Raw genomic sequence first — 19,165 nt, 5'->3', positions numbered from 1 at the left:
AATGTCTATTCATATAGAAGTTGAGGTAATAGAAAGTGTAAATGCTAAAAGAAGAAAAGTAGAATTAGCAACGGTAAAGGCATTAAACAAAACGGCACTATGGTTAAAAGCGCAAGCAGCTAAGGAAATTAGTGAGGAAAAGAAGATAAAATTGACGTTAATGAGAAGAAGGCTAAGAATTTTTAAGGCGAAAACTAGCAGATTAGAAGTGTTAATTAGAGCAAATCTCTATGACATTAGAGCATCGACAATTGGTAAAATACAAAAAACAAGAAGAGGATCGAAAGTAGGAAAGCATGAGTTTATAGGAGGATTTGCAGCAGTTATGCCAAAAGGAAATAGCGGTATTTTTAAGCGTGAAGGAAGAACAGCATTACCAATAAAGGAAATTAAGTTGCTACTAGAACCAGAGGCTTCAAGGATAATAGGTAATCTTGTTAATTATGAAGTTGAAAAGGTATTTGAAAAATTCTTCCACCGCGAATTAAGTTACATTACATCTATATGAATTGGCAAGATTTACATAAAGCAATTTGCACTAAGTTAAAAGAAGAAATATCAGCAATTCAAACTTGTGATATTTATCCATCGATAAGAAAAGAATTATTAGCGCCAGCGTTATTTGTAGAGCTTGTGAGTTTAGAATCGGGAAAAGATCCAGGAACAGAGGAATTAGCACTGAAAGCAAGATTTGAAGCACGAATTGTGATTGATAGCACAATAGAAAATGCAGCTATTATTGTCAGAACATTAGCAGCAGAAGTAGCAAGAGTAGTAAATAAAAATACTTGGAATGTGGAAAATGTTTCACCAGGAGAATTTATATCTGCGGAAATTGACGGATTTAGACCCGAATTAGATGCGTATTTGGTGTGGTTGGTTGAGTGGAGTCATCAGCTTCATTTAGGTAAATCGATATGGACAGAAAATACGATTAAGCCACATACGATTACAATAGGAGAAAATGTTAGAGAGTAATTTTGCTATTTCAGAGCTGCAAAGAAAGTTAGCAAACATTGTACGAATAGGAATTGTAAAAGAAATAGATTATGAAAAAGCAAAAGTAAGAGTGAAAATAGGAGAATTTTTAACAGATTGGTTGCCGTGGATAACAAGTAAAGCAGGAAAAGATAGAGATTGGTGTCCGCCAGATATTGATGAGCAAGTAGTTATACTTTCCCCGCTGGGAGAATTATCTTTAGGAGTAGTACTTCCTGGAATATATCAACAAAAGTACTCTGCTCCAGAAAATAAAAAAGAGGTGAGTAGCTTAACATTTCAAGATGGAACAAAGTTGTCATACGATAAAGATAAACATCATTTAGAGATTGAAGTAGTAGACAAAATAACACTGAAAGCTGGGGAATCAAGTATAGAAATGACAAAAAGTGGAATAAAATTGAAGGCAGATAAAATAAACCTTAATTGATGAATAAATCGGTTGTGCGAGTAGGAGATCATTGTGCAGAAGCAACACCACATTTTTGCATTAGCGGCAGTAATAATGTTTTTGTGAATGGTAAACCAGTTTGCCGAAAAGGAGATAATTTTACAGAAAGTAGAGTATTAACTGAAGGGTCAAAAACAGTGTTTACAAATGGGTATGGTATAGGAAGAGTTGGAGATTCAATATCTTGTGGTTCTAAAGTAATGAGTGGTAGTAATAATGTTTTTTCAGGATAAAAATAAACCATCTGTTATACTTACAAAAAGTAAGGTTATGAACATGGATATAACTACTAGCCTATTAGGAGACGTTAGTAATTTAATAGATAGAGCAAAGAATCATCTTTCTGTTCAATTCAACTCTACTCTAGTATTGCTAAACTGGCAAATTGGCTCCAGAATTGACCAAGATATTCTAAAGCACAAACGCGCAGATTATGGGAAGCAAATCATCTCCCAACTTGCAAAAGAACTTCAGATTAAATATGGACGTGGGTTTGATAGAGCGTCATTATTTCGTATGGTGCAATTTTCTAAATTCTTTCCTGATCAAGAGATTGTCGCGACACTGTCACAACAATTGAGTTGGTCACATTTTGTAGAAATTATTGCAATTTCTGATGAGCTGAAGCGTAATTATTATATAGAAATGTGTCGTATTGAAAGGTGGAGTGTTAGGGCACTACGTAGTAAAATCGATACTATGTTGTATGAACGTACAGCACTAGCAAAAAAACCTGAAGATTTCATAAGAAGGAGTATAAAAAATTTACGTGAAGAAAATATGTTAGCACCAGAATTCATTTTTCATGACCCATACTTCCTTAGCTTCATGGAATTGCCATCAAGTTATAGTGAGACTGATCTAGAAAATACAATCTTGGATGAATTGACAAAATTTTTACAAGAGTTTGGGAATGATTTTTGTTTTGTAACACGTCAAAAAAGGATGAGTACTAAAACAACTGACAGGTATTTGGACCTGCTATTTTTTCACAGAGGATTAAAACGCCTTATAGCAATAGAGCTAAAAATAGGCCGTTTTGAACCAGCTTATAAAGGACAGATGGAATGGTATTTAAATTGGTTAGATAAAAATGAACGAAAAGCAGGTGAAGAAAAACCGTTAGGGATTATTTTATGTGCTGATAAGGATCAAGAGGATATAGAATATCTTGAACTCGAAGGCTCTAATATTCATGTTGCACAGTATTTAACACAGCTTCCTTCTAAAGAAATTCTTGAAAAGAAGTTGAGAAAGGCTATTTCTATAGCACGTGAAAAACATGCAAGTATTCAGTCAGAGCCATGAAAAATATATGCGAGGAATGGATGCTAAAACAGGAAAAGCATTAGAAGGAATAGAGCACTTAAAGCAGTCGATAATTGATATACTGACCACTCCTATTAACAGTAGAGTAATGAGAAGAGATTATGGTTCTCGATTATTTGAATTAGTAGATAAGCCAATAAATAGAGATTTAACTTTGGAAATCTATGCAGCAACAGCAGAAGCACTGGGGAAATTTGAGAAGAGATTTAAGTTAGAAAAAGTAAAGATTGCTGAAGCTAAAGAAGGAAAAATGACTCTTGTACTTGAAGGTATGTATCTTTCAGAAGGCAAATTCATAGGTATTAGTGGAGTAGTTGTTTAAAAATGCAGCAGCCTGAATCACTGAACTTCGAAGAGATTTTTGCTCGGATGAAAGAAGAATTAATAAGTCGAGATAAAAGTTTTACAGCACTAATTGAAAGTGACCCAGCGATGAAGATTTTAGAAGTAGCAGCATGGCGAGAACTTTTGCTTAGAGAAAGAATAAACGAAGCAATAAAAAGTAATGTACTGAAGTTTGCAAGGGGAGAAGATCTTGATAATTTAGCTGAGTTTTATGTTGTAGAAAGAGAAAAAGGGGAAGATGATGAACGATTTAGAAAAAGAATTAAAGCAAAGATAGCAGGTTGGTCAACAGGAGGAAGTAAGGAATATTATAAATATCATGCACTGTCAGCAGATAGTAGAGTAAAAGATGCACTAGTGGAATCAACTATACCAGGGAAAGTACAAATTTCAATCTTATCAACACAATTATCCACAACTGGCATAGCGTTAGAAGAGCTACTTGAAATTGTAAAAAAGCAGGTTACTAGAGATGATATAAGGGTTTTAACAGATACAGTAACAGTAGTTGGTTGCAATATTATGGAAATAGATATTCACAGCAGAATGAGCATAAGTCCTTTAATATCAGAAGAAGAAATCAAGAAGCAGTTTATTGAAAGGTTTGAATTAGCAAAAAGATTAGGGTGGAGTGTGACAAGATCTTGGATAATAGCGAATTTATTTGTAGATGGTGTAGAAAATGTGGAATTAATCGAGCCAAAAGAGGATGTTGTGGTACTGGGGAATGAGTGTGCAAATTTGCGAAATTTAAAATGCTATTGCCACTAAACGCAACAAAACAAGAAAAAGCATTGGTAGATGCGATAGATTATAAAGTAGATCCAAACTGTATCAGAGGATTTAAGTTTAGTCTTAAAGAAGAAACATTGCCGTGGATAATAGAAGAATATGGTTTAGAAGAGATACTGCGTTGGGTAAAAGATAGAAGAAAAGCCGTAGTAGAAGGAGTAAAATTTCAAAGACTACGTGGAACCCCAGCATCACTCAAAATAGCACTCAAGTGGGCAAATATAGAAGATATTACAATTATTGAAGAGCCACCCGGTAAACATTTTTTCGAGTTGCAAATAGGAATAAAGGATGTTCCAAATGACTTTTTTGTGGATGCAGTAGTAGAACTTGCAAAACTATCATTACCAGCAAGATCAAGGCTAATGAGGATTTTCAATGATCACTACAATGTTGACAGGTTTATTTTAGATGAAAGCTTTTTTGGAAGTTTGTTGTCGGATTACTCAGGTAGAAAAGTTGAAAAAGATGGGCCAGTGTTATCGTTTGGAAGAATAAATTTTTTCAGGTCTAGTGGTCCAGTTATTAGGATTATAGAAAACTATCTACGCGATCATTATGAACGAGCTTTAAGCAATGATATATATCGCCTAGATGTAGCAATCCTTGGAGAAACCGAGCCTCACACAAAGAATTATAACGGTATTTATGAAAGAAATCATTTGTGGTACAATTTAAAAGCACTATATCCATTACCACAGAGCTTATTGCCAGAAATAAAGTTTGCAAAAGCGCAGATAGTATTATCAAACAGTTGGGATTTAGGAGACATAAATACGTGCTTTCCAGTTAGTAGCGTAGAAGAAAGAGGAAATAAATTTGTATTGGGAAGCGATAAACTTTCAGGGCAACATTGGAGTTTAAAACACAAGCCAATTTTAGAAAGATTCAGTATTATCCATCGTTACAAAGTAGAAAATTATACAGATCAGAAGGTCAGAAAATATGTTTTAGCAGAACACAACATTTACTATAAAAACGACTTATATTCAGAGCAAAAAGACTCAATACACGAATTAGAAAAGCACATTTTAGTGTTTTACCCGGGAGTACTGAAATGGCACGAACATCGACATTTGCACAGAAGTTGGAAAAATAGTCAAGCAATATGTATAATAAGTTAAATACTTATATTTAGATCCTCATATATTATATTAATAATAGTTTAAAGTGTATGAAATAAAAAGAAAAGGACTTGCTTTCTCATGCTAAAACGGACATGACTTGAATAGCAGCAGGTAAACATAAGAAATTTATCTGGCGCTAGAAAAGCTAATTTTGTGAGGTATGAAATGAGTTTTAGCAAGAGTAAGTTTTTTAAAGAAGTATCAAGTAAAGATATTAATAAAAGAAATGAAGAAGGAGAGACGATCTTGCATCAAGCAGTAGAAATCTCCGATTACAAAACAGTGAGGTTCTTAATAAAGAAAGGAGCAGAGGTAAATGCAAGAGATAAAAATGGTTATACACCTCTACACTGTGCAGTATTCGCAAAGAGTTTAGAAAATGTAAAAGTGCTGCTAAGGGAAGGAGCAGAAGTAAATGCTACTCAATATGTCACTGGATGTACGCCACTGCACTCTGCGTGCAAAGGAGCAGGAGTTGAAATAATAAAAGAGCTAGTAAAAGCAGGAGCTGAGGTTAATCAACTGAATAAGTATGGCGCAACGCCAATGTATTACATCTGGGAAAGTGAAAAGTATCGTCTATGTGATAGCAAAGGGAGTGAAAAGGCAAGTAAATTTTTGAGAGAAAAAGGAGGAGTAACAAAAAGTAGAGAACTGACATGCTATGAAATAGAGAGGCTAGTGGGAGAAATAGCAGACATGTTGAATGGGAGTTATTTACCGGAGCTAAAAATAATAGAGATAGGAGAAATAAGGAAGAGAGACAAATCACTAATAAAGGAAGAATGTGAAAATTTAGCAAGCAAAATAATAAGCCAAGTAAGTGAAATGATAGATGAGGTGGTGAAAAGGAGGGCTTAAAATTCAAAAAAAGGTGAGGTAGGTTATGAGTAAAAAAGGAAAAGAGGAGTCACTATTAGAGAACTCATTTAAAAATATTTATGCAAGAGACAAGAAGGAAAGAACAGCTCTGCATTATGCAGTAGACGCAAAAACAGTGAAGTTGTTAGTTGAAAAAGGAGTGAATGTGAATGCAGCAGATGTGAAAGGATACACAGCACTGCACCTAGCGGTAACGGAGAAACGTCTAGAAATCGTGAGAGAATTGATAAAATCAGGAGCAGAAGTAAATGCTGAGGAATATGGAAATAAATGCATACCTCTACACCTTGCGTGCATGGTAGGAGAAAAAGAAATAGTGGAGGAGCTAGTAAAAGCAGGAGCAGAAATAGAGCAAGCAGATAAATTTGGAATGACAGGGATGGATTATGCGAAAAACAGCAAAGAGATAACTGAAATATTGAAGAAAGAAACAGACAGAATTGAAAAGTTATTTGAGAAATTATAAAAGGCTAAAAATATGGAGGAAGAAATAGCAAGAAAGGTAAAAGGTTTGGAGAAAAAAACATTGGAAGAGCTGAGGAAAATATGGAAGAAGGTATATGGAGAAGAAGCGCCTAGATACTCAAAGAAATACCTGATACCAAGATTAGCATATAGAATACAGGAGGAAGCATATGGAGAAATGTCAAGAAAAGGAGCAAAAAGACTAGAGTATCTGGCAGATCGGCTAGAGAAGGGAAAAAGAATAAGTAGTGACAAATTACCAGTAGCAGGAACAGAGTTGATACTAGAGAGAGGAGAAGAGACGCATGCGGTAATGGTGACAGATAAGGGTTTAATCTATAGAGAAGAATTTTTTACGTCATTATCAGCAGTAGCCGGAAAAATAATGGGAATGAGCTACAACGGACCTTTATTATTTGGAATGCGTGATAAAAATGGAAGTTGAAAATGCTAAAAGAAGTAAGGTGTGCGATATATACAAGAAAATCAAATGAGGATGGGCTAGAACAAAAGTTTAATAGCCTTGATGCCCAGCGAGTAGCATGTGAAAAGTACATAAAGAGCAAAGAAGGCTGGGTAGCATTGGCAAAAAGGTACGATGATGGCGGATATTCAGGAAAAAACTTAGAAAGACCAGCAATAAAGGAGTTATTTGAAGATGTTAAAGGAGGAGAAGTAGATTGTGTAATAGTATATACGCTAGATAGGCTCTCAAGAGAAACAAAAGACAGCATAGAAGTGACATCATTTTTTAGAAGGCATCGAGTAAATTTTATAGCAGTAACACAAATATTTGACAATAATACGCCAATGGGAAAATTTGTACAAACGGTATTGTCAGGAGCAGCACAACTAGAAAGAGAAATGATAGTAGAGAGAGTAAAAAATAAAATAGCAACATCAAAGGAGCAGGGGTTATGGATGGGTGGAACTGTGCCACTTGGGTATGATGTAAAAGATAAGGAATTAATAATAAATGGAAAAGAAGCAAAGACGGTAAAACATATATTTGAGAGGTATATGGAGCTAAAATCAATGGCAGAATTGGCAAGGGAGTTAAATAGTCAAGGTTACAGAACGAAAGCAAGGTTTGATATCTTTAAAAAAGCAACGGTGAGGAGAATAATAACAAATCCAATATATATGGGAAAAATACGGCATTATGAGAAAGAGTATGAGGGAAAGCATGAAGCAATAATAAAAGAGGAAAAATGGCAAAAAGCACAAGAATTGATAAAGAATCAACCATATAGAAAAGCAAAATATGAGGAAGCACTGCTAAAGGGAATAATAAAGTGCAAGAGCTGTGATGTAAATATGACGCTGACATACTCAAAAAAAGAGAACAAAAGGTATAGATATTACGTATGTAACAATCATTTAAGGGGAAAGGGTTGTGAATCAGTAAATCGAAATGTAGTAGCAGGAGAAGTGGAAAAAGAAGTAATGAGGAAGACAGAGAAGCTATATGAAAAATGGGAAGAAAAAGCGGAAGAGTGGAAAAATTTAAGTTTTGGAAAGCAGAAAGAAGTAGTAAAAAAGTTAATAAAGGGAGTAATGGTAAAAGAAGATGGAATAGAGGTGAGCTCAGAGGATAAGGTGGAATTTATACCAATAAAAAAGAAAGGAAACAAATGCACAGTAGTAGAGCCAGAGGGGAAAACAAACAATGCATTACTGAAAGCAGTGGTGAGGGCTCACCTATGGAAACGTCAGCTAGAGGAAGGAAAATACGCAAATATAAAAGAGCTGAGTGCTAAAGTTAATATAGGTACAAGACGTATACAACAAATTTTAAGATTAAATTATTTAGCACCAAAAATTAAAGAAGATATAGTAAATGGGAGGCAGCCAAGGGGTTTGAGGTTAGTGGATTTAAGAGAAATACCGATGCTGTGGAGCGAGCAAATAGAAAAATTTTATGGATTAGCGATGTAACGTTTATAAAAGTAACAAGAAGAGATGACAATGAAAAAAGAAAATATTTCAGTTTATTACTGAAAAATAAGAAACACTACAAAAGAGCTGCTATAGAGATTTTTATTAAAATTTAGCTCAAAATTAATTAAAAGTTTATGCAAAAAAAATTGTTGATTTGTGGTTTAATGATAGTTAAGGTATGCTATATTGTATAGCTAGAGAGGTAGTATGCCTAATTTTTTTGACAAGCAATTTAGTGAACGGGTAAAAGAAGCGATAGATAGAAATGATCCTAAGTTACTGCAGATATTATTGAGCACTAAATATTGTCAATTATGGGAAGATTGGCTTACTCACTCCATACTTTCTTATAAAGTTATTGGAATAACTCAAACTTTAAAATATCAGTTGCCTATTAATATAATTGCTGCACAAAAACAAGTTTTAGACAAAAACTTCGGCCGTCTTATACATGGCAGGTTACCGACCAGAAGTAACATTGCACAGCCTGATGAACTTTTAGATGTAAGAGCGAGTAATTATGATGTAGAAAAAGTAAATAAAGAATTAGAAAATGTGGAGCGGGAAATACTAGAAAGATATAAGGGTTTTAAGCATGAAACTGTAGAAAATAAATATCAAGTATTCAACGTGCAAGACATGTTTGATCCAGCAGGAAGATTTGTTTATTCTTATGATGGCGATGATTATACAGAAGGGAATAAGTATTTAAAGGAAATTACTGAAGCATTTAAGAGCCATCTTGCTTTGCAGCCAGTATTAAAGTTAGATGTATCCGATCATTATAATAAAGTATATGGTGATATGTATACAAAGATTACTCAAGAATATCAGTTGAGAATTAGAAATGGTCAGGCAATTCGTCTTTTATATGAAGGTAATGAATCACTAGTAAAAAAGCTTGATGGTTTAAGGGATGGTGATGATAAATTAAGGTCGATATTAACCAGTATTAGTAAAGAAGTAGTGAATGGAATACGTAATGGTGAATTTATTGAGGAAGTTTATGATAAACTAATTGATAACGTACTCAATGCTGCAATTGAGGAAGGACATCATCCTTTATATCAAGAATGCAACAACACGGAAGGAGATAAGGAGCAAAAGATTGGAATAATAAAAGAAAGAATAAAGGAACAGGTCAAGAAAAACAATAGGCATGAACTTTTGAAAGAGTATATGGAATATGCTGCTGATAAAGATCAACCTAGTATGCATATCATCAGTGTGTTGATAGTCAATGGTGCATCTTTATTAGCAAGTTGTGTTATAGATCCGAGCACAAATCAATCAATTACAATAAAGGAGAGGTTGCAAGGATTGGGGGGAGAATATAAAGCTCTAATAGATAAATCGATTTTTACAGTAATGAGAAAGGTTCATAAATTGCTATTTGATTTTTCGATTGTAGGAAAGGAAGAAGTAGATTTACTTAAACTAGTATCAGAAACTCCTTCTGAGGACGGGTCTTTTGTAAAAAGTGGGGAGAAGGTGCCATTACTAAATGAGATAGGTGGTCAGGGTGAAAGAGAGTTTATGAGTCTATTGAAAACTTGCGTAGAAAATATTAATACTCGTAATACTTCATTTTTCGGTTCAATTGTAGAATTTTTTGTAGGTAAAGCTGAGCCATCTGAAAAAGATCGTGAAGAGGCATATGCCAAACTTTATGAGTGTATTGAGGTTGGTTACTTAGCAATAAGAACAGGATGTGACAGAGTAATAGTGGATTATATAAATGAGATAGAAGAGGAAGCAAGAAAATCTAACAATCCATATCTGAAGAAGTTGTATAAGAACTTTCTTACGCTTTTATATGATTATAATGACCTGCCTAAATCAATGTATATTGCTAGGTTTTGTAGATATATTTCCCGTACAATAACCTGGAGTCCAGCATGGGAGGAAATATTAACAGGACCTGATTATCGTACAGATGTAGGAGAATGGTCAAAAAACAAGTTTGAAGAGGTAGAAAAAGCAGAGAGACATGAAGAGAGTGTAAGACTAGCAGAGTCGGGAGCTAGGGAGAGAGCACTAGAGCAAAGTATTGAACAGTCAGATCAAGCGAGACAAAGGGCAGAGCAAAGGGCAGAACAAGAAGCTCAAAGGTCAGCTAAACTTGAAGAGATGTTGAGAAGAATGGGAGTCGATCCAGGTACTGCTTTGGATGATGTGAATGTAAGCCAAGGTGCAAGTGCAGGAATTGAGAGAAATTAATGGAACCAATTTTTCCTGAATATACATTTGGTAGTGTTAGTTTACCTTTATGGCAAAACAATATAATTAGACGTTTTTCTGAACATAGAAAATATCGGGTACTTTTGTGGGAGTTTGGTCCTACTTTATTTGAGCATTTATGCAAACAAAAGGGTTTTGATTCTAAGGTACTACTACAAAAGAATAAAAATGGTGAGGTATCAGAAAATGAATACCTGATGTTACTTGAAGCATTTGGTGAAATGAGAGTTTATTGGTGGTGGCCATGGAGCAAAAAAATCAAAGATGTTGAGCTAACTAAAGAACAGTGTGAAAGAGCGATAAATTACGATAGCTACTCTTTTTTGCAGAGATTAGTGCTTAGTGTATTTACAAATGTGATAGTACATCAATGGCATATTGTTCAATATGGATATATTTATAATTATCAACAGCTAACAAAGGAGGGATACATGCTAGATGCTGGAAAAGATATGGGAAAAAAAATGTTAGGAGCAGGAGCTACGGCATTAGGTGCAGGAGTAACAATATGTGTAGCAGGAATTATAGCTGCAGGTTCTTCTTATCTTGCTGGTAGACATACTGCAGAAGTAGGAACGCTAGCAATAGCAGATAAGTTTAGTAATCTGATTAGAGCAGTTATTTTAAGTAATAACATTGATAATGATTCTAATGCAACTTTAAATGAAGTACTGGAATCATTTGAATTAAAATGGTTACTGATGAATCTTGATATAAGCCTGAAAGATGTAGAAGTGGGTAAAAAGAGCAAAGAAGAACATAATAGATATGCTAAGGATAGAATTAATGATGTTAAGAGACTATCGTTAAAGTATCATCCAGATGTGCAAGCAGGTATACAAAATGCAAATAGTATGCAACAGAGAATTAATGCAATACTGAAAGCACTAAATAATGTACATGATTATGTAATGAAAGAAAAGCAAGGGTATGGTTACATATATAGATTATTTGGAGAAATTTCAGTCAATCTAATTAATAGCGGTCAAGATTTATTTAAGATAATCAATATAGCTGCATGTAATAAGTTGCATTATATAGCGTATTGGGAAGAAGGAAGGTTAATGGAATCAAGGAATCAATATTTGGAAGAAGTAAGAGAACACTATATAAAGCCATTAAAAAATAACTTAGGTTTTGTGAAAAAGATACTTGATGAGGAAATGTCTATAAGAGAAGCAAGAAACATTCTTGACTCAACAAAAGAGATAAGAAAGAAATTTGAACAACGTAATGAAGAGTATCAAAAATTCTATGAAGAGATTTGGATAGAAAATCTAAAATCGTTAAGTAAGGAATGTAAAAATTGTAAAGAGTTGGAGATAATAAAATTGGAAGTGGGTAAGTTATTAAAAGAAGGTGAAACACAATATAAAATATTAAAGAGTCACAAAAAAGATAAAGTACAACCTGACGAAATATTTGTAGAGCCAATATTGGAGTATTCTGATTTGATAAATTCATACTACAAATTGATAATAAAATTGTGTGAGAATATAGAAAGTTGTTTCTGTTGGGATAATAGTGATTTTTTTGAGCAACAGAAATTTGTGTTAGGAGCAGATGAAACTGAATTTACTGAAATAAGTAAGGAGTATATAAAAAAGCTCTCGTGTCAGGAATTATTCAAATTTGCAAACCTTATGGTAAATTATTATTATAATAAGGAAAATGGCAAAGGGTTACAAGAGGTGGTAGGTCAGTATTACAACGGTGGCAATCCAAAAAGGAGAGAAATAGGAAGTATATCAGTTTTTGCGCTAAATCAGTTAACAGAGTTGCTTGAAAAAAAGTTTGAGAAAAAAGAAACCTTTTTTGAAAAAGAAAAGAAAAGAACAAAAAAAGCAATAGAAGAATCAAATGATATAAGGAGGCGCATAGAAGAAATAGAAGTTAGAATTAGAGCATTAGAGCAAAGTAGAGAACAGTCAATTCAGGCAAGACAAAGGGCAGAGCAAACGGCAGAACAAGAAGCTCAAAAGGCAACAAAATTTGAAGAAATGTTAAGAAGAATGGGGGTAGATCCAGAAACTGTTTTAGATGATGTGAATGTAAGCCAAGGTGCAAGTGTAGGAATTGGGAAAGGTAGTGGGGCTGGTGTATAAGTTTTTTGAGTAGTTTTTTCAAGTATGCAAGAGAGAGCACTAGGTAGGAGATACAAGCTTTTTTATTGGTTGAATATTTTCAAAAGGTTCTCTCATTTAGCATCACAAAAAATTCAATTATTGACTCTTTCTAAAATTACAAAAAAGATCGTATATTTTTGAGAACTTTTTACGTAAAAGCGGTGTTATGAAAATAAAAGTTTGAAATCTTTGCAACAAAATTAGGCAAACCAGTTCGTATGTAGATATGGATAAAATGGGCTAATATGGCTAATTTTAGCGTTATAGTAAAGTTACTATATTAAAAAGTTCGTATGGGTCAAGTGGTAGACCAATCCATCCCAAAGAAAAGTCTTCTCACGGGTAGCAGTATTGGTTGCTGGAAATGGTTGTAGTGATATGTGAAATTGTTTTAGTTTTTGTTAAATTAGTATTTAGAAATAGAAAAAGTACATTGTAGTAAAAGAATAGACGTGTTTTTACAAGCACTGGCTTTAGTTTTAAAAAAATATTAAAACATGAAAAAAGTTCTTGTTCTGCTAGATTTCTTTAGCTATAGTCGAGTTTAACATAATAAATACATGGGGTATTGAGTCAGATGCATTGTATTGTGTACATCATTCAGAAAGCAATCCTGGCTTTTTTAAGAATATATCTAGTTTAGTAAGAAATCAAAAGAAAAGCACACTGTTACTCAGCAATCAAAGTTACTTGAAATTAACTTAAGGTTTCTACAGCAAATTGTTTTGGTACAGCTGTATAAGAATCAAATGTTGAAACCAATCTTTAGAAAAGAGGTTTACGACAAAATCATCAAAATATGAATATTAAAATATAGGGGGCTTTATGTTAGGTAAAGAAAATACAAAGGAACAAGTAATAGATAATCAATCTAGGTTAATAAGAATGCAAAAAGAAGACACACTACTATCTAGCAGTCAGCAAATATTAAAGCTGCCAGAAGGTTTTACAATAGGAAAAGCAATTGGAGGAGGAGATTGTTTCTTTGATGCAGTTGCACAGGGACTTAAGCAATTAAATCCTGGAACAAACTTTACTGTGAAATCTTTGAGAGAAGTTTGTAGGAAGCAAGCTTTAATTAGTCAAGAAATGAAAGAAAAGATTATAGCAGATGCTAGAAACCGTGAAGATTCTACAGTAATACTCCCAGAGCCTGGTATTAATGATGATGAATTATGGAAGACTTATTTGATTGGTATAGAATACAGTATTGAAGATATAGAAAAAATGCAGAGGGACAATAAAGACGTGTTTTTATCGTTAACTGATTTAAAGTATGGAAGTACGTTGCAGATTCCTATATGGGGTAGGCCTGAAATTGAGGGAAGTATGATTTGTAATGAATATAATATTAAGCTGCATGTTATTGAAGATCTTCATATATGTGGATGGTCAGGGTATCTTATTGATGAGTTAACATCCAAACCTGTAAGTACAGATTATAATGAAAAAAATACTATACATATAATAAATAAAGGAGGTTTCCATTTTGAGCCAATCTTGAGCGAGACACTATTAATAAGAGAGTTTACTAATATTATAGAGGATTCTAGTATTCTAGAAGATAGAAAGCTTGAAAAGCTGAAAAGTTTTTTTAAGGTATATCCGAGTCTAAACGTTAATTTTCGAGTGAATCAATGCAGTGATACACCGCTGCATATTGCTGTTTGCCTGGGAGAGTTAACAATTGTCAGATTTTTGCTAAAGATAGGAGCGCAAGTTGATGTTTTAGATGGAGAGGGAAAGACTCCTATAGATATTGCTAAAGATAATAACAGAAAAGATATCGCTAAGATACTGCAACCACTTATTTCATATGAAGAAGTTGATGTACCGGGAGATGGCAGCTGCTTATTTTGGTCTGTTGCTTTAGCTTACTTAGCTCCCGTAAAATTTGATGATTATGCCTTTCATGAAAGGTTTAAAGAATTATTTGCGAGCGACCATGATGTACATTCAATTCAAAGGCTAATGCAAAGTAATGCAAATATTTATGAAGATAGTGTAATGAAGCAATTAGTAACGAAGACATTTCGTTGTGAGGTTGCTGATGCAGTATGTTTCAGCCAAAGAAGATTTGAAAATAAGGTTGAAATTATGGATCTTTTTGAGAGTCACAGTGGAAGTTATTTTACAGGAGGTACCTTTAAAAAAGAGTTTGAACATGAATTCGGTGCTGAAAAAATTAAGCAGTATAATATTGATATTAGTAAACTCCAACCCAATTTTTTTGATGAAAATGCAGTAAAGGAAATTTGTACTGAACTTAATAAGATAAAAAAACGTAATCAAGTTCAAGAATTTGTATTTGACACATACTTAAAGTGCATGGAACTTACTGGAGTTTGGGGTGGAAAGCATGAAATAAATTCAATGTCTGATCTACTAAATACAGCGATAATAGTGTCTCAGAAAGATTCAAAAGATCTTATATACAATGAAGAGAAAAAATACTGTAATAAAATACACTTATCCTACAAAGGAGGTAATCATTATCAATTTTATCAAGTAGAGTATTCGAATTTGATGAAGTTTGTTCTGAGTTTCATTCAATCATTTGAAACGAGGATCATTATATATGATGTGCTTGCGAGTATGCTGAGAGAGGGGAACAGAATATTTTTTGATGGAATGAACACTAATAGATCTGTGCGGAGTATTTTTGGATGTTCAATACATACAGATGACTTGGCAATGTTTGGTATGAGGGCATCTTTGAGAACAGGTAATGTAATAAAAGCGACAAAAAATTTTATTAATCTATCAGACTTAATAGAAACATTTAATGAATATAAACTGGGCTTTAGAAAAATATTAGTAGATGCTGGATGCAATATTTTTCAAAGTTTTGAAATGCAGTTTGAGAAAATAGGCTTTGATCATGTTTCAAAGATAGCAGATGACATTGTAGATAAGATCATCGAATATTATATTCAGAAAGAATACAAGGGAGATTTGAGCAAGCTAGGGATAGCTGAAACCCTTGTTCTAAATACATATTTGCAAGAGGTGTCTGCGCAGTATGGAGAAATAAGTTATAACCTTAAAGATTTATATGAAAATATCGGAATTGCAGAAGGAAGTGAAGGCTCTTTTATATATTATAGAAAAAGAAGTGAAGATAAATCTAGTCAGTATGGTTATCGCCGTTCCCTTATGGGTGAAAAGTCGAAAAGAACATATGAGACAAGATATATTAGAGTAGAAACCACAAACGTAGAACTTGAAAATTATGTGTATACCTTAGACGCTTTAGGCCTACAAGACTTTAAGGCTAAAGTGGAGAAGGTATTTTATATTGTCAATGAAGAAATTCAAATGCCAAGCAAAAAAGTAATTGAGGATCTTATAGTAAAAATTAAATCTCATATTGAACGAGAGGTAAGCGTTTTAAGCGAGTATATCTTACTTTTCTGTCAAGGATGCAAACAAAGTTTAGATATGAATATGAGATACTTAGTTGAAGGAGAAGGAATAAGGAAAGGCAAAAAGATAATAGAAAGGGCTGGAAAAAATAGTGATGTTATATATTCGATGGAAAACAATTTAAAAACAATTCCAAATTTATCTTATTATCTAAAAGTAAAAGAAGCATTTGTAAAGCATGCTGAAACAGTCGCTCAAGACTATAGCAACCTACTTGAATCAGAGCATGATAATGCAGCAAGATCTAGGAGTTTTCGGTCTAGTATAAAAAGATTATCAAATGTAAAAAAATTAGGATTTCTATTTGGTAAAATGAATTTTCAGGATGTATGTGATCCAGTAGAAGAATTCACTGGAAGGCAAGAACAAATAGATGAGATATATACAAAATTGCAGGGGGGAGCGGTAGTAATAGTAGGTCCATCTGGTATTGGTAAAACTCAATTAGCTAGAAAGTTTGTTGAAGAAAACAAAGGAGCTTATCTTCATGCCTATGAGGTGAGTACTCAAGATATATTATCCATAGAAAGTTCTTTTGCTTCCTTTACCCGAGATAGGTTAGCCATGTTTATGGAAGGAGGAGTAGGAAATAAAGAAAAGAAAAAATGCCTATTCCTTTTTCAGGGAGTTAAAAAAGAAGATCTAGAGAGGATTTTAAAGATCAGAGGTCAAAGAGGTGGTTTTGATTGCCTGTTTACTTCTTCTGATCAAGATTATCAAGATATAGCAGAAGTATCTTTAGATAGTCTTGAAGAAAAAGAAGCTGTACAACTTGTCAAAATAATTTTAGAGATGGCAGATAGATCGCAAGATGAACAAATAAAAGCGCTCATAAGAAAACTAAAATGTTTTCCATTGGCTATAAATCTAGCAGCAGCATGTATTAAAAACAAAGGATCAAGCTCTTTGAGCGAAGCATTTGGAATTTTTGAATATTTAATAGAATACGAAAGGTTTAATCAGAAATTTCCACGAAACACTGGACAAAATGAATACGATAGAATATTGCAAATAACATTACTAATCTCGATGGAAACAATAGAAAAGATGAGTTCTGGAGAGAAAATTCTAAAAATTTTAAGTATTATGGCTTATTTTGATCATAGTGCAATTGATCCCAGTTTATTTCTTACCTGGATTAGATATGAGGATGGACTATACTCCATTTTCGAATTGCTAGAGCAGTATTCCATAATTTATGTAGAAGGATCAGATAAATACAAGGTTTACATTATGCATGAATCGGTCAAAAAAGTAGTGCGTTCATGGCTTAGCATAGATGAGGAAAAACACATATTAAGTTGTGTCATAGAACTGGTATCTGAAGCTGAAGGAGGATTTTTAGATGTAGTGCATCTCTTATCCTTGTTTGATCATAGTCAAAAATATGACTATCTAATAGAAGAAAATAAGAATTTTCCTTGTTTAGTTTTGAGTAGCTTAAATGAGTTACATGAGTACAAAAAAGTTATCAATCTCACGTCACAATTATATCAATTACTTGCTGTAGATGATAGATATTCAAGATTAATTAAATATGAGTTTGCCTGCGCGCAAGCTGGTTTGGGACTATACGATAGAGCGTTAAAAATCTTTCTGGATTTAAAAAAACTCGAGAAGGTAAATGATACATTTCCTTCTCTTACTTTGGATAAAAAAATACTTTCTACTTATCTCAAACAAAAAAATTATAAAGAAGCATTGTCATACGTTAAATACAATAACTTTATAGTCAATAGTTTATATGGAGAAGACATCATGGAACTTATGGAAGAACATCTAGATATAGCAGTTATTATAGCTGAAGTATTTGTGATGCAAAAAAGATATACTGATGCATTTACAACTTTGTACTATGTAAGACGACTGAGAGATGAAATTTTCCTTAAAATAGGTGATTTTTACTCCGATGATGATCCTTATCTTTATCCTTCCGAGATGTATGAACTTTATAATTTAGATACAAAATATATCTATGCCCTAGCATATTTCTTTATGGTTCAAGAAAGAAAAAAAGTAACTATAAATGAAGGAGAGTTATCACATAAAGAGGATTTACCTCGTGAATTGAGTATACAAGCTTTATTTAGGAATCTACAAGATGTTCTAATAAATCAAGAAGGTAGTCAGTACTTACAACCTGCTCCTTATTTTGTTGAAATAGAAGTAGAAAAAGTCATTCAGAGGGAATTAAGAGAAAAAACATTGCGATATTTTGAGGAAGTACTGAAGCTACAAAAAAATTATGGATTTTTAGATAATCATCCTAACGTACTATCTGTGAAGTTTTATATAGCTGTTTTACATAGCTGCTTAGGGGATAAGGAAAAAGCATTACAAGAACTCCAACAATTGCAAGAATTACAGGAGAAAGTGATAGGAGTAAATCATCCTGACACTTTAGGAACTGTAAATGCTATACAAGAATTATTTACTGAAGGTGAAGACAAGTTAACATATTTAAGAAATGAGATAGAAAAAAGAGAATCGCTCTTACAATTTGAAAAATCTGATTTGAATGCTAAGGGTGTCTCAATTTTAAAAGAGCTTTATGTAGAAAAAAATAGCGAAAGTTCTTCTTCAGTATCAAGTGAAGAATTACTGCTAGAAAACAAAAGTTTTCTAGACACAGAGAGTACAAAAACTAAAAGGAGAAAAATGGATAATCAGCAGCAAGTCTCAGAGTTGCAAGATTGTACTTTATCAGGCTCAGTGAAGGGTCAGTGTATATCACCTAAAAGAAGAAATTTGGAAAATATGAGAGTGACATCTCTAGGTGTTCAGAAGACTGTAAATCTATCACTAGACAGAGAAGGGTCACTCATTGAGCTGAAATATAAACTGAATCATTATGACGATCAAATACAAAGATTTATACAATGGGAAAATAGCAATTTGAAAAAGTCACAGCGGCCAATATCTTCACTTAACAGCATTACTATAGAACCTACGGATAATAAGAGCCTGAGAGGAGTTACTTCTGCTGGTCAAGTTGCTTAATTTTATCTGTGTGATTCATATAGGTCATAACAACTGATTTG

Annotated in this window: 15 protein-coding genes; all 15 read left to right on the top strand. The window is 33.3% G+C overall.

Going from position 1 to position 19,165, the window contains the following annotated elements; genetic code table 11:
* Window position 1: 1 nt before the first annotated feature.
* The 15 genes from ABWU65_RS00750 (at window position 2) to ABWU65_RS00680 (ending at window position 19,124) form a co-directional block, all read left to right on the top strand.
* Window positions 2-508, top strand: coding sequence for a phage tail protein (locus ABWU65_RS00750; RefSeq protein WP_353280104.1), 507 nt, complete (start codon window positions 2-4; stop codon window positions 506-508).
* A complete protein-coding gene (locus ABWU65_RS00745) occupies window positions 505-978 on the top strand; it encodes a hypothetical protein (RefSeq protein ID WP_253303090.1) in 474 nt (157 codons plus the stop codon). The genes ABWU65_RS00750 and ABWU65_RS00745 overlap by 4 nt, the downstream gene beginning before the upstream one ends.
* Window positions 965-1,429, top strand: a complete 465-nt coding sequence (locus tag ABWU65_RS00740; RefSeq protein WP_353280102.1) for a phage baseplate assembly protein V — start codon at window positions 965-967, stop codon at window positions 1,427-1,429. The genes ABWU65_RS00745 and ABWU65_RS00740 overlap by 14 nt, the downstream gene beginning before the upstream one ends.
* Entirely contained in the window at window positions 1,429-1,683 is a 255-nt protein-coding gene (locus ABWU65_RS00735; protein ID WP_063630987.1) for a PAAR domain-containing protein, read from the top strand. Before ABWU65_RS00740 ends, ABWU65_RS00735 begins: the two co-directional genes overlap by 1 nt.
* Window positions 1,684-1,720: 37 nt before the next feature.
* Complete coding sequence (locus ABWU65_RS00730; RefSeq protein WP_353280100.1) at window positions 1,721-2,758, top strand: YhcG family protein; 1,038 nt, start codon at window positions 1,721-1,723, stop codon at window positions 2,756-2,758.
* Between the two features lie 7 nt (window positions 2,759-2,765).
* Entirely contained in the window at window positions 2,766-3,101 is a 336-nt protein-coding gene (locus tag ABWU65_RS00725) for a GPW/gp25 family protein (protein WP_353278945.1), read from the top strand.
* 2 nt (window positions 3,102-3,103) lie between these two features.
* Window positions 3,104-3,895, top strand: coding sequence for a baseplate J/gp47 family protein (locus tag ABWU65_RS00720; RefSeq protein ID WP_353278841.1), 792 nt, complete (start codon window positions 3,104-3,106; stop codon window positions 3,893-3,895).
* A complete protein-coding gene (locus ABWU65_RS00715; protein WP_353280098.1) occupies window positions 3,880-5,040 on the top strand; it encodes a phage tail protein in 1,161 nt (386 codons plus the stop codon). The genes ABWU65_RS00720 and ABWU65_RS00715 overlap by 16 nt, the downstream gene beginning before the upstream one ends.
* A gap of 168 nt (window positions 5,041-5,208) precedes the next feature.
* Window positions 5,209-5,904, top strand: coding sequence for an ankyrin repeat domain-containing protein (locus tag ABWU65_RS00710; RefSeq protein ID WP_353280096.1), 696 nt, complete (start codon window positions 5,209-5,211; stop codon window positions 5,902-5,904).
* A gap of 25 nt (window positions 5,905-5,929) precedes the next feature.
* Window positions 5,930-6,391, top strand: a complete 462-nt coding sequence (locus ABWU65_RS00705; protein ID WP_353280095.1) for an ankyrin repeat domain-containing protein — start codon at window positions 5,930-5,932, stop codon at window positions 6,389-6,391.
* 12 nt (window positions 6,392-6,403) lie between these two features.
* The gene (locus ABWU65_RS00700; protein ID WP_353280094.1) at window positions 6,404-6,835 is read left to right on the top strand and encodes a DUF2924 domain-containing protein; all 432 of its coding nucleotides are present in this window, start codon (window positions 6,404-6,406) and stop codon (window positions 6,833-6,835) included.
* Between the two features lie 2 nt (window positions 6,836-6,837).
* A complete protein-coding gene (locus ABWU65_RS00695; protein WP_353280093.1) occupies window positions 6,838-8,328 on the top strand; it encodes a recombinase family protein in 1,491 nt (496 codons plus the stop codon).
* A gap of 210 nt (window positions 8,329-8,538) precedes the next feature.
* Window positions 8,539-10,551: a hypothetical protein gene (locus ABWU65_RS00690; protein WP_353280091.1), complete on the top strand. Its 2,013-nt coding sequence runs from the start codon at window positions 8,539-8,541 to the stop codon at window positions 10,549-10,551.
* Complete coding sequence (locus ABWU65_RS00685; RefSeq protein ID WP_353280089.1) at window positions 10,551-12,677, top strand: hypothetical protein; 2,127 nt, start codon at window positions 10,551-10,553, stop codon at window positions 12,675-12,677. The genes ABWU65_RS00690 and ABWU65_RS00685 overlap by 1 nt, the downstream gene beginning before the upstream one ends.
* 846 nt (window positions 12,678-13,523) lie before the next feature.
* Window positions 13,524-19,124, top strand: a complete 5,601-nt coding sequence (locus ABWU65_RS00680) for an ankyrin repeat domain-containing protein (RefSeq protein WP_353280087.1) — start codon at window positions 13,524-13,526, stop codon at window positions 19,122-19,124.
* The last annotated feature ends 41 nt before the right edge of the window (window positions 19,125-19,165 follow it).

Origin of the sequence: Wolbachia endosymbiont (group B) of Silvanus unidentatus (assembly GCF_964028615.1) — a bacterium.
GTDB lineage: Bacteria > Pseudomonadota > Alphaproteobacteria > Rickettsiales > Anaplasmataceae > Wolbachia.
This window is presented reverse-complemented; position numbering and strand designations above follow the sequence as displayed.